The 13986-nt window shown below is 38.1% G+C and carries 8 protein-coding genes; 4 read left to right on the top strand and 4 right to left on the bottom strand.

Annotation, left to right across the window (positions count from 1 at the left end):
• Positions 1-41: 41 nt before the first annotated feature.
• The 3 genes from AC625_RS22330 to AC625_RS22320 form a co-directional block, all read right to left on the bottom strand.
• The gene (locus AC625_RS22330) at positions 42-1598 is read right to left on the bottom strand and encodes a putative polysaccharide biosynthesis protein (RefSeq protein ID WP_049683281.1); all 1557 of its coding nucleotides are present in this window, start codon (positions 1596-1598) and stop codon (positions 42-44) included.
• Positions 1598-2326, bottom strand: coding sequence for a WecB/TagA/CpsF family glycosyltransferase (locus tag AC625_RS22325; protein WP_049683280.1), 729 nt, complete (start codon positions 2324-2326; stop codon positions 1598-1600). The genes AC625_RS22330 and AC625_RS22325 overlap by 1 nt, the downstream gene beginning before the upstream one ends.
• 356 nt (positions 2327-2682) lie before the next feature.
• Positions 2683-4626, bottom strand: coding sequence for an S-layer homology domain-containing protein (locus tag AC625_RS22320; protein ID WP_049683279.1), 1944 nt, complete (start codon positions 4624-4626; stop codon positions 2683-2685).
• A gap of 811 nt (positions 4627-5437) precedes the next feature.
• Here AC625_RS22320 and AC625_RS22315 point away from each other — a divergent pair.
• Positions 5438-6826 (top strand): N-acetylmuramoyl-L-alanine amidase, encoded by a 1389-nt coding sequence (locus AC625_RS22315; protein ID WP_049683278.1) that lies wholly within the window; start codon positions 5438-5440, stop codon positions 6824-6826.
• A 389-nt stretch (positions 6827-7215) separates the two neighbouring features.
• Positions 7216-8874 carry a S8 family peptidase gene (locus AC625_RS22310; RefSeq protein ID WP_049683277.1) on the top strand — a complete coding sequence of 553 codons (1659 nt, stop codon included), beginning with the start codon at positions 7216-7218 and terminating at the stop codon, positions 8872-8874.
• A 333-nt stretch (positions 8875-9207) separates the two neighbouring features.
• On the opposite strand, the gene AC625_RS22305 is transcribed toward AC625_RS22310, so the two are convergent.
• Positions 9208-10215 carry a C40 family peptidase gene (locus AC625_RS22305; protein WP_049683276.1) on the bottom strand — a complete coding sequence of 336 codons (1008 nt, stop codon included), beginning with the start codon at positions 10213-10215 and terminating at the stop codon, positions 9208-9210.
• A 443-nt stretch (positions 10216-10658) separates the two neighbouring features.
• On the opposite strand from AC625_RS22305, the gene AC625_RS22300 reads away from it, so the two are divergent.
• Both AC625_RS22300 and AC625_RS22295 read left to right on the top strand, forming a co-directional pair.
• Entirely contained in the window at positions 10659-13382 is a 2724-nt protein-coding gene (locus AC625_RS22300) for an S-layer homology domain-containing protein (protein ID WP_049683275.1), read from the top strand.
• Positions 13383-13616: 234 nt separating this feature from the next.
• Complete coding sequence (locus AC625_RS22295) at positions 13617-13898, top strand: hypothetical protein (protein WP_049683274.1); 282 nt, start codon at positions 13617-13619, stop codon at positions 13896-13898.
• Positions 13899-13986 lie beyond the last annotated feature (88 nt).

The raw sequence follows: 13986 nt of genomic DNA, 5'->3' as shown, positions 1-13986 counted from the left end.
TCATTCATTCCTTTCATTTAGGGGGTTCATAAAAAATTAAGTTACTTCAGAAACTTTCCTATGATAGGGAAGTTTTTAATGTCCTGTTTCTTTACTACTCTATATAAGAAGAGCTGGAGAAAATAAATAATCACTCCGAAAACAATCGCGACCATCACATATAGAAGAGCGCCTAATCTTGACCAGCTTTCAATATGCAGGGTTAAGGTTGGATAACCAATTATTGCCCCCATTACGAGTGAAGCTAGAATCATGAATAGGGTTTCGCGCTTGATAAATGAAAATGCCAATTTCTTGTTTATATAATACGTGTTGATAAAAAATAAGAGGATATATACAAACAAGGTAGAAAGGGCAGCACCTGTCAATTCGAAATATTTTACGAAGAAAATATTTGCAAGGACTTTTAGTAAGGCACCAAATAAGATAATATAAGCACCTAGTTTAGCGAGATTCATCCCTTGTAGAATTCCAGTACCGAGAACAGTTAAAGAAGTAAAGACAGAACTAAAGCCGATGATGGCTAAGACCAAGCTTCCTTCTAAATCCGTAAATAATGAAAGGTTTAACGGTAATGTTAGTGCTAAGAGACCAAATGCCGCAGGCCAAGAAATGAAATGAGTCATTCGATGCGTTTTTTCAACAATGCCTCTAGTCGAAAGAACATCATTTTCAGCTAGTTTTTTGGTGATGAGTGGAATTAATGGCAACACAATCGATGTAGCAAATACGGTTGCAATTTGGACTAAGGATAATCCTCTCCCATAAATCCCATAAAGGTAGTTGATATTCCCTTGTTCGACCCCAGCACCTTTTAATGCAAAGGGGACTGTCACAGAATCGACAAAATTTAAAAGTGCCATCGTGATTGCACCAATACAGATCGGAATAGAAATTTTTAAAATAACTTTACTCCATCTTTTAAACGAGTCAAAGGAATAACGAACGTTTGTCATTTGCAATAAGTTAGCTTTTTTGAATAATGTTCGCAAATAAAGTAACGATATTAATGCTCCTATAGAGGAACCGACCATAACACCTGCTGCAACGACTTCATCTGAGTAATTCCGCTGTACTAAATAATAAGCCGCCAGTAAGATAAGCCCAACCCTTACCAATTGCTCAGTCACTTGAGAAATAGCAGTCGGTGTCATATTTTCAAAGCCTTGGAAAAATCCTCGATAAACAGCCATGTATGGGGCCACCAGCAAGGTTAGCGAAACGACAATTAATGATAGTTTAGTGGAAGGTCCTCCTAAAATTTCAGCTAGATAATCGGAAAAGATAAAGATGAATGAAAAACTCAAAATCCCGAAAACAAGGGCCAAAATACTGGCAGTGACGTACACTTCTTTAATTTTGTCGTGATTTTTTTCTGCTCTAGCTTTTGTGATGAGTTGTGAAATGGCAATTGGGATACCTGCTACAGAAAGCGTCAACGCTACCATATACACGGGATAAACAAGGCTGAAAATACCGAGGACTTCGTCTCCAGCAATGTTTTGTAACGGAATTCTAAACACACTTCCTAAAATTTTCGAGAGTAAGGTAGCGACAGACAAGATTAATGTACTTCTAATAAATGTTTGGCGGCTCATTACGATCCCTTTACTTTCTGGCCAATCATTTTAAGGGCGAATTGTGGCAGAACGAGCATCCGTTTCCATCTGCTAGGCTGTTTGAGTAAGCGATAGAACCACTCTAGATTAAGCTTTTGCCAAATTTCAGGAGCTCTGTTTACGGTTCCGGCTATGACGTCAAAGCTTCCGCCCACACCAATAAAAACTCCCTTATTAAAACGATGCAGATTTTCAGAAATCCACTTTTCTTGTCGCGGGACACCTAAAGCAACAAAAATGAGATCAGGTTCAAGCGCCATAATTCTATCTGATATGTCGTTCTTTTCCCAGTCAAAATAGCCATCTTGGGTGCCTGTTATATGTACATGTGGGTAATCACGTTCGATATTCACTTTCGCTTTTTCCAATGTTTCTGGTTGAGCGCCAAGTAGGAAAATCTTATACTGCTTATCATTGGAAAGCTTTAATAATTCAACCATTGTGTCATAGCCTGTCACTCTTCCAGGTAAAGGAGTGTTGAGAAGTTGTGCAGCTTTGACGATTCCAATTCCATCCGCTGTAATATAAGTAGCTTTTTGAATGATATCCATAAAGCTAGAATCTTCTTGTGCTTTCATGACAATTTCGGGATTTGCTGTGATCACGAACGCCTTTTCTTGCTGCTGGATTTGCTTGTCTAGTAGCTCGATAAAGGCTCTAAGATCGGTATATAAAAAGGGAACACCCATAATATGTACATGTTTCATTTCTAATCGGACTCCTTTGTTTAAAGTGAAACTTCTATCAGTGGAGGGTTGATCCCCCATCTATTTTTCTTGATTCTCTCGCAAAAATTTAAATAAAATATTACAGCCTGTTAAACCGAGATTAACATAAACACCCTAAATAATATAACATAAAAGGGAAGTAACAAGTAGCTGTTACTTCCCTGAAAGAGGATGTTCAAAAAGTCCGGTAAAAATAGCTGTCGAATTTCTTCATCGCTCTGTCTCTCCGGTCCTCACGTATCACTAATACGATCCGGTCCTCGAGACTATCGCTCCTCGAACTTCTCGGCTCTTTTTATCCTCCTTTTTGAACACGCATCAAAAGTGAGACTGTATTATTTCGCTAGGGGAAGGAGTTTTAAACTTGTTCCATACGATTCATAACCGTGACTGTACGTATACAATTCAGGGTATGTTTGACCCATTATGTTTTTGGGAGCAATTACGTACCAAGTTCCTGTAGCAGACAGTGTATCTAATACTTGAACAGTTGTCCCGATGTCCCGAATTTTATATTCGATAGGGTCTGTTACCTGAGTCCCTGATCGAACATTAACATTTTTAACAATTGTTTCAGCAAGTTTATACTTGTTCAACTCTGCTGGTAAATTGTATTGGCTACTCAAATATTGGTCAATTTGAAACATTAAACCGGAAATCTTTTGGCCCCAGTAAGGGTCTGATGCATAGCGTACATTCATCCCTGTACCTTTATTGCCAAGATGCTCCCCGCTAAAGCGCCAATCGCTTTCACTGAAATAGCCTGGCACAATATATTTGCTGGCTGCATCAAGAATACCTAATTCATAACTACCAAATGTATAAGCACTTTCATAGGGACTGCTATCCACTGCACCTAATCCAAATAGATTATTTTTATCTTTGGCGATCTTACTTTCACCCCAGTTGCTTTCTAAAATGGCATGAGCTAGGAAATACATAGCGTTTGTTCCATATTGTTGTTCCGCCTTTTTAAATGCATCTCCAGTTCCGATTAATGGACTGTTTGGTTTAACAGATCGGATAAATTCATCTAATTGAGCACCTGTATATTGTGTTTGGGTGTATAGCGGCATTCTATTAAAATACTGATAAGCTTCCCCTGCAAAAGAACCATCTGAAAGGTAGAAACTATTTCCGTTCCAGCTGTAATATTTCCCCTCTGCTTTCATAAAACTAGGAGCTTTTCCAAATGTATAACTTGCCCAACTATTTAAGATGGGATTGTAAATTTTATGGACTAAAATTCCGCCGTTTGTTTCATAAAAAGAGCGGTTGTCGACTACTTGAATCGGGGTTAAGTTGACCGTGTCTGGTTTCACATAGCCTGTCACATCGGCAATCTGCACTTTTACCCAATCTTCCGTTGCGTCGTAATATTTCAATTCCACCCCTGAAGCTACATAAGTAGAATTGGTTTTAAAGGTTGCATCCGTATAAAGGACAGTAAATTTATTTGATACAGCGATTCCAGATGTCATCCACACAATCACATTTCCATGCATGACGACTTGGTTATCACGTACTTTATTCTTTGCTTCCGTAAAGGTTTCATACTCATGAACGACAACGGGCTCAGACCCTTTCGTTATAGAAGCAACTTTATACTCTAAGTTTTGTGGAGGATGAATGACTTTTAGCATTCGATTAATAACGGCTGCTGTTTCGCCTCTAGTCGTGCTACTTGATGGTGCAAAAGCAACATTGCCATTCGTATCCGTTTTCCCAGACATGACGCCTAAAAATAGTAATCGTTGTACAGAATCTCGGAACATTGGATTAATATTCGCTTGATCTGTGAAACTGAGTGGTGCTGCTTCTGAGATCACGCCTTTTGATTGGATCGCCCTCATAATCATGGCCGCCATTTCCTGACGTGAGATCTTCGTATTTGGTTGAAACGATCCATCAGGGTATCCACCTACGATACGATTTTGGCTAGCTGCCAAGATGGCTGGGTAATACCAATCATCCGTGTTAATGTCCGTGAAACTAGCAGATTCAGAAAATTGTGCAACGGAAAATTCAGAAGCAGCCATCGTCCCTAAATCTAAAGCTCTCACGATAAAAGAGGCAAATTCAGCTCGCGTTACTGGATTATCTGGTTTGTATATACCATTTCCATATCCGCCTAATAAGCCTTTCCCAATTAAAATTCTCATGTCTGTTTCAAAATAGTGTCCAGATATATCATCTTTACTCGCAGCACTTGCTTGATTCAATGGAAACACAGAAAGAAGTAGAGTAAAGATAATAATGATTAGTGGTAAACGTTTCATTTTCTTGTTTATTCCTCCTATTTTTCTTATTATCTATAAATCTAACAGAATTTGGAGGTATTTAATAGATTTTTTCTTCGGAATAATTATTTACAAATATAACCATATGTTAGTTAGTGAACTTATTAAAAAGCAATCGCATTCGACAATATTTTAGCGTCGTTCTAAAAATAAATAGCTATCTAGTGTTTCTTTTATAGACCACCATTCCCTTTGTTTCTACATAAATCTTGTGTTTTGGGTAATATATTACAAAAAGATTAAATTTCAGCCATAAATGAATGGCCATTGGGAGAATTATGCTATATTTTCTTTACATGAATAATCATTCTGGAGATATATTACAAGTTCATTGTAATGTCAGAAAAAATAGGAAAACATATTGTCAGTTTCAGAGTTATGTGGGGAACGATGGGTGGAAAGATAATATCACTTAAATTGTCTAGGGAATAGTAAAGATGTAATATTATTGGGTTTTTTCTTTAAATTTAGGCGTTGGAGCTGTATGATTTAATTAAGGAATCTAGCAGAATGGAATCAATTTTGATAATTCTACATAGGCAAGACCATACATCTTTCTGGTTGGGGATATCACGATATCTCATTTATTCCTTGTCGTTCTGTTATAACATATCCATTTTGTTTCGTTTAGAAGGGGGTCGGTTCAATTAGTTCGTCACATCATTTAATAGACAAGAGAAAATTAGGATAAACCTAAATGATCCAATCTTGCCGGTCGATAAAGCAGATGAAGGGGACTTTGATAAGGTTCCAAGTGAAATGAAAAGAAATGAAAAGGAGTAACGCTATCATGTTAAGAAAGTTGCCTTATTTGTTGTTGTCTCTCGTTGTCGTATTGCTGTTTTCAATTTTCTCTCCAAAGGAAACTTCCGCGATATCGTTGAAAGATATCCCGGCCAAATACAAAACAGAAATAGATTATCTTGTCAATAAAAATCTAATCGCTGGTTATCCAGGTGGTTACTTTTATCCAGATCGCTCAGTCACAAGGGAAGAAGCGGCAACGATAATTGGTAGAACAATAGGATTAAATGGCGCACAAAGGCAAACGTCATTCACGGATGTTAACAGTTCTTCCTTTGGTTCAGGCTATATTCAATCTGCCTATGAAAAGGGGATCATTAGCGGCCATGGAGAAGGGATCTTCCACCCGAAGAATCCAATCACAAGAGGTGAAATGGCCTATTTAATTGCCTCTGCTTTTAATTTGACGGAGAAAAGCGAGATTTATTTTAACGATGTTGCTACGAGTGGCACCCTGTTCGAAGCCATAAACAAAGTAGCTACAGCAGGTATCACAGTAGGCTATCCTGATGGCACATTCGGACCGAATAAATCAATTACTCGTGCTGAGTTTTCGGTATTCGTTGCCCGTAGTTTAAATCCGGATTTTAAAGTAAACGTTCAGCCAAAGCCAACAGGGGAACGAATTGTATCAGCTTCCACTCTAAATGTACGAAGTGGTCCAGGGGCAAGTTTCAATCAAGTGGGTGTGCTTGCCAACGGTAGCAAAGTAACAACCTATCAGTATGTTGGTGACTGGGTTTATATCTCTTATGGCACTATCCAAGGATATGTAAATAGTAATTATTTAAAGGGAACGAGTACTCCGAATGTGGGCGCAAACGTGATTGCGATCGACCCAGGGCATGGAGGTAGCGACCCAGGTGCTATGGCCAATGGGTTGAAAGAGAAAGAAATCAATTTAGATGTATCATTGAGGATTAAAAAGTATTTAGAGGATGCTGGCATAAAGGTTGTCATGACAAGAACGAATGATACATTTATCAGCTTGGATGGTCGAGTAGATTACGCTGTAAAAAATGGTGCGGATACATTTGTAAGTATACATACGAATAGTGCTACAGCTAGCTCAGCTAGCGGAACAGAAACGTATTATTCTGCTGCAGCACTTAATCCTCGTGCAGAATCAAGTAAACAATTAGCAACCTTTATTCAAAAGAGGCTCCTTGAGGCATGGGGAACGACAGATCGTGGTGTGAAAGAGGCAGGTTTTCGAGTTATTAAAGCGAATCCACTTCCTGCTACTTTAGTAGAATTAGGTTTTATTACGAATAGTGGCGATGCTAATAAACTAGGATCCAATGAATATAGAGAGTCGGCTGCCAAAGCGATATCTCTAGGAATCCAAGACTATTATAATTGGAAAAATCGATAGAATCGGTTTTTGTCCGTTTCTTTCTCTAAGAAAAAGGGGTGGGGCTTCGCAAAATCAGCTCCGAACTGCCACCTTCATAAGGTGATCCAGTTTTAGAATCTGAACCTTTTCAATCGTTAGGTTGGAAGTAGACGCCTATGGATGTTTCTTGAGTTATGAAAGTATAGTTTTTTTAAGAGATTTAGATGTTAGCGCAAGCGCCTAATCCCTCTATGGTCTAGCCAAGCAAGCCTGGCTACTGAGGTTGAGCAAGGCGCTTGCGCTTTTTTTTAAGATGTTTTGTGTCTAACCTTATTTCTGTCACGAGTCTCCAAGACTAATAGGTGAATGAACTAGTTCCTTGTAGTCAAGGTGGTGGCGTTTTTCTAATGACAAAGGAGAGTAAATGTATGAAAAAAGTTCTCTTTATTCTATCTTTTTGTATATTATTGATCGTTCCATTGCAGGTAGCTGCTGCTGATGAGGCGGAACCACTCATGAATCAAAGAGTCATTGTCGGATTTCATCATGAAATCGATCTTTCCATCTTAGAAGGGATACCTTTTGAGATGCACCATCAATATGATGAGATCAAGGCCATTTCGATTACGATTCCTTATTCTTCATTAGTATTACTGAAGGAAAACCCGAAGGTGGCTTGGGTAGAACGAGACCAAATCGTTAAAACGAATGGGCAAGTCGTAGATTGGGGGCATGAGCCAGTTGGTGTTGCCCAATCAAGGAAGGCGTATTTTACTGGTGAAGGCGTGAAAGTGGCTGTCATTGATACGGGCATCAGTATGAACCACCCTGATTTAGCGATTGCTGGAGGGGTGACTTTTGTTGAGAATACGACTTCGTACAATGATGATAATGGCCACGGTACACATGTGGCGGGGATCATTGGTGCGAAAGATAATGATATCGGCGTTGTCGGTGTAGCTCCAGATGCTGAGCTCTACGCAATTAAAGTACTTGCTAAAGACGGAGAAGGAAATCAAACAGACGTTATTGCAGGCATTGAGTGGGCCATTCAACATGACATCGATATTATTAATTTAAGTATTACAAGTCCAATAGATTCGATTACACTAAGAAAAGTCCTTGAACGAGCGGATGAACAGGGAATCATTGTGACAGCTGCTTCTGGGAATGAAGAAAACGGGATTAGACAGCCCATTGGCAGTGACATTATGTTCCCAGCTCGATATCCGACGGTTATTGCTGTCGGATCGATTAATAAACAACTACATAAATCGGCATTCTCCTATTTTGGTCCATCCCTGGATTATACAGCACCGGGAGAAGACATATACAGCACATATATAATAGAAGGAGAACAGAAAACTGGCTATACTTCTATGAGTGGAACATCGATGGCAACCCCTTATGTAACGGGAACGATTGCTTTATATAAGCAAGCCTATCCAACCTTAACCATGCATCAATTAAAGAAAGCGATGCAACAAAAGGCAATCGACTTAGGAGAGAAGGGGAAAGACCCTTATTATGGCTATGGTTTAATTCAATCTCCAACGACGCTGTTCTTAGATGTGAAAAATGATGTTTGGTATTCTTCCTATATGCAATATTTACTTGAGGCAGGTTTTATTAGTGGCTATTTAGATGGAACTTTTAAACCAAATGGTTATATTACAAGAGAAGAAGCGGTAACAATGATTGGCAGAGCCCTGCATTTAGATGGGGAAGAGCGAAGGACAGATTTTACGGACGTAAAACCTGACTCATTTGGCTCTGGTTATATTGCAGCGGCGTCTGAGCAAGGCTTTATTAACGGTTATCCTAATCAGACCTTTGAACCAAAATCATTGATCAATCGTGGAGATGTAGCTCTCGTGATCCAACAAGCCTTTCATATACCGCAAGCGACTAAGCAAATATTCCAAGATGTGAAACGTGAGAAATATTATTTCGAAGCAGTGAATGCATTAAGTGGCAGTAAAATAATTGGTGGTTACCCAGACGGCAATTTTTCACCAGAACAGAAAATTACCAGAGCGGAGTTTTCTATCGTTCTAGCAAAGGCTTTAAACGAATCATTTAGATAATAAAATAGCAGAAAAGGGTCAGACCAAACATCTCTCAAATTCCGTTTATATAACGTGTACATCACACGAGAAACGGGATATAGAGGATGTGGGCTGACCCTTTTTTTCATCATCTGTCTCAAAAAAGAAGGCCTCACACCAATAATACACAGTCATAAATCAACGTTTGAAACATATACTGTGTGTAGAGTGCGAGATCTGTTCTAAGAGAGGCAGTCTTTTTTGCGGAAAAGGGGCGGGGCTTCGCAACGCCACCTTCATAAGGTGATACAGTTTGAGATCCTGAACATTTTTCATCGCCTGAGTTGTGTGCAGACGCTCAACGGTGTTTTTTTATTTTTGAAGGGCGCGGTATAAAAATACAGCAAACTCACTTCGAGTCGTTTCCCGATTTGGTTGGAATGTTTGATCTGGATAGCCGAATGCGATCGAGCTTGCAGTCAAAGTTTGAATCGCTTGATAAGCCCAGTGACTCTTATCCAAGTCGTTAAATGTTTGCGAGCCATTTCCGGCAGGTAGTGTAAATGCTTTTGTGAACAATGTAGCAATTTCTCCCCTAGTAATCGGCTTATCTGGTTGGAATGTTTGATTGCCATAACCGGTAAAATAGCCTTCTTTCGCTACAGCGTTAATATAGGTAGCAGCCCAATGTGAAGAACTGACATCAGAGAATTGGTGATTAGTAGAAGGGGATAAATGGAACGTATCACTTAACATTTTCGCTACTTCTGCACGAGTAACTTTATTGTTCGGCTTAAAAATATTCGGCTCATAGCCGTTAATAATCCCTTCCTTACTTAAGTAGCTAATTTGACTATATGCCCAAAAGTCCTTTGGAACATCATGATATTGACCGATCGGCAATGTTGTGATTGTTTCAGCTATTACGGTATTGTCGATGATTCGTTTCGCACCGGCATACTTTTCTCCCCAGTAATAAGGATCATGAATCGAATCGATTTTGACGCCGCTATTTGTCGCGGAAATAAATGCATCGCTTCCTATATATATTCCTGTATGAGAGATACCAGCTTTATATGTATCTTTGAAAAACACTAAGTCCCCAGGTTTAAGATCGGCCTTCTGGACACTCGTTCCATATGTATATTGTAAATCTGAGCCTTGAGGAAGCTTGATGCCCACCTTGTCGAAAACATAAAGAATGAAGCCGGAACAATCAAAACCCGATGGAGTCGACCCACCCCATTTATAAGGAACATTAAGATATTGATTAGCTATCCGTACGACTTGATCGCTAGTCTGTTCAGCAGCAAAGGTCCGTGGCGTGAAAGTTAAGATGATGATACTAGCAATGACAAGAGAGAGAAGCTTCTTTCTCAAATAAAACACACTCCTATTTCTGCAAGAAAATTATTCTAAAAAAATAGTATCATATTCCAATATAATTGTATTTTACAGTTGTGTAACAAAGGGTATTTTGTAACTTTTTTACTATAAGGTTAGAGAAAACCGCCGATAAAAAGAATAATCAGGTAGAAACTAGTATTACAAACGGAAAATGGTAGAAATTAGTTAGTGGTAAACTCTTGAAATTTGCTGAAAATAAGGTAATATATGTTTAGCGGGCAAATCAAGCCAATAGATTAATATTAAACCATTTCAAAGTTTAAATGGTTGACTGCCCAGTATATGTGAAATATACTAGTAGTTGCATAGTTGGCTTAATTAGTTTATGTACCCTTCCAATCAAGAAAACTAGAAGATACATAAGTAGCATTCTTGATTAGTTGAAATTTTATATATTTTAGGAGGAAACAATCATTATGGCTTATCAATCAAAGTCTCACCGTAAGTTTTTAGCAACATCACTTACTGCAGCTGTAGTAGCATCTGCAATCGCACCAACAGCAGGTTTTGCTGCTGAAGCAAAAACTACATTCCCTGACGTTCCTGCAGGACACTGGGCTGAAAAAGCAATTTCTTACTTAGTAGAAAAAGGCGCTCTTGAAGGTCGTCCGGATGGCAAATTCGATCCTACTGCTCAAATCACTCGTGGTGAAGCAGCAAAAATTCTTGCTGTTACTTTAGGTCTTAAAATTGACGACAATGCAAAAGCAAGCTTCAAAGATACTGCAAACCACTGGGCATCAAAATATGTTGCAGCAATCGAAGGACAAACTAAAGATGTAATCAATGGTTACAGCAAAACAGAATTCCGTCCAAACCAAAAAATTACTCGTCAAGAAATGGCTAAAATGGTTGTTTCAGCTTATGATCTTAAACTTGATGAAGCAGCAGATATTGCATTCACAGATAACAACGGCTGGGGTAAAGATTATGTAAGTACTCTTGCTAGCCTTGGTGTTGTAGAAGGAATTTCTGCGGGTAAATTCTCACCTGACTCTTCTGTGACTCGTGCACAAACTCCTGTATTCATTCACCGTGCGGAAGTTAAAGAAGTTCGTGTTGAAGTACCATCAAAAGTAGCGGCAGTTAACTCGGTAAGTGCGATTAACGGTACAACTTTACAAGTAAATGGTACTAATCTTGCTGAATTAAAAGCAGAAGATGTAACTGTAGAAGGAAACAAAGTATCTGAAGTAACAGTTGCTGCTGATGGTAAATCTGCTACAGTAAAATTAGGTAGCCCATTACTCCTTGATTCAACTACGAAAGTAACTGTTAAAGGGAAATCATTTGATGTAACTTACAAAGTTGAAGTAAAAGGCGTAACTATTCTTGAAAATCAAACATATGATCATGATAGATCAAATCAATTTGTAAAAATTCAAGTAGATGGTAAAGAATTAACACCTCAAGAGTTAATTACAGCAGGTTATGAAGTTGAGTTTAGATCTTTTACAAGTAAAACTGGAGTTACTGTAGATAATGATATATTTAAAAGTGTAACAAATAATGTATCAACAACAGGTGAATTAAATAAGCCTATTTCATTAAATAGTAATTCTTCTAGAGACTTTTATGTAAGAGTAACTGTAACTAAAGGTTCAGAAGTAATGGAATCAGCTCTTACAAAAGTGACTATTAAAAACCTTACTGCAACAGCAAGTAGCATTTCTAATGCTAAAATTTCAGTAACTTCAAATTCATCTACATTTGATTTAGTAAGTTCAACACTTGCTGCTGGAGATCAAGCAAACTTTAAGGAATTAGAAGTAGCAGTTGGTGGAAGTAAAGAATATGTTAGTGTAAGCGCAGGAGCTGCAGAAGTATCAGTTAAATCTTCGGATGAATCTGTTATTTCAGTAGATAAATCAACTCATGAATTAACAGCTAATGGACCGGGTACAGCAACAATTACGGTTACTTATGGTGGAGCAACGTACACAAAATCACTTACTGTTAAGAGTGAAAAACGTAAAATTGCAAATGTAAAACTAGGTACATCTGCATTGTTTGTAGGTAAAACTACTCCAAAATCTACAAATACATTTACAGTTCAAGCAGTTGACCAATATGGTGATCCAATTTTAGCTACTGGAACTAATGCGATTTCAGTTCAGAGTTCTGATGCATCTATAGCTACTGCAACTTCAGGAGCTTTAACTAGCCCATCATCTAACGGTAAGTTAGAATATACTGTAACAGTTACAGGTGAAGATAAGGGTACAGCTGATCTTACAATTCGTGATGCTGGTAACGCTCGTATTGGGTCAGCAGTTCGTGTAACTGTAGGCGAAAATACAGCAATTGCTAGATACACATTAACTGTAGATAGTGATATTTCAGATGGAGATGTTGCTAAAGTTATTGCAGCTGGAGGAACTGGTGCTACTAAAAACCAAGTATCAACTAGCTCTACAATTGATACTGGTGCAAATAAATATGTAAAAATTAACCTAGCAGCATTCAATAGTGCTGGTCAAGAACTTGCATCTCCTGAAGCTGGTACAAATTATGAAGTAACAGGTGTAAATGTTTCTAAAGCTAATGTTTTAGATACTACTTTTGGTACTAATGGCGTAAGTGCGACTGATGATTACCTAGTTGTTAAAGCAGGTTCTGCTGCTGGTACTGTTACAATTACTGTTACAGATAAAAACAATGCAAGTGCTAAGCAAACTATCGGTTTAACTGTTACTGATAAAGGTGCTACTGTAACAGGGGTTACATTTAAAAATGTTCCTGCTGTCACATATGCAACATTATTAAACTATGAAGATTTCTTATCTTTAACAAAGTCTAGTAAAGATCCAATAATCAGTGGCTTGACTTTATCAAAATCATTCTCACAAGCAGTACGTTTAACTACTGGTGTTCCAGCTGGAACTACTACTAATCTTACTACTGTAGATGCATTATATGTGGATTTAAATGGTGACGGCCAATATACTTCTGGTGAACCGGTTATTGGTTTCGCTGGAATGGCTACTACAGGTGATATAGTAGCAACAGGATCAACTGGTTCAGTTACTGCTAGAGATGGTTACGAAGTACGTACAGGTTCTGACGGAAATGTAATCTTCCGTGTATACAATGACAGTGATGAAATTGTAGCTTCTAAAGTAGTAAAAGTTGATTTTTAATTTGTTAAAAAGTTAAAAATCTAACAGAAGTAACTGGGGTCTGACCCCCACTTCTTTAGAGCAATAAAGAATAAGAGAGTTATCGCATTAAGTTGCGGTAGCTCTTTTCTCTTTTATGCATTAAAACCGAATCAAATAGAAAAATAAGCTTATATTATTATTTTGAATAAGATTTGCAAGAGCCCTAATTCCTTTCGAGGAGTTAGGGCTACTTCTATTTGAGGGGGATTATAGATGTTCCATATTGATTGGTTTGTAGGAACAATGAAAAAGACGTTCAATATCGTAGTCAAAGAAGAGGATGTAAGTTATGAAGCCTATGATTTCTATCATGAGGACTTGGATGACTTGCTCGTTCCAGTTGAACACTTAGAAAAGCTACCTAACCCTCTGCTCTTTGAAACGCTTAATAAGCATGTAAGAGAATTTAATCCTAGTAGATATTACTTGTCAAGTGATTTAGTTATCATTTATTTTCAACAATATATTCCCGTTTATATAATTATTGACAGTTAGATTACGAAAGACATATAATTCTAGTGTGATACTAATGTGTACATAAGTGACTGGTCAGTACAAATCGGGATGAAAGTCCTGTCGATGA

It is taken from the genome of Peribacillus loiseleuriae (assembly GCF_001183985.1).
Taxonomy (GTDB): Bacteria; Bacillota; Bacilli; order Bacillales; family DSM-1321; genus Peribacillus; species Peribacillus loiseleuriae.
This window is presented reverse-complemented; position numbering and strand designations above follow the sequence as displayed.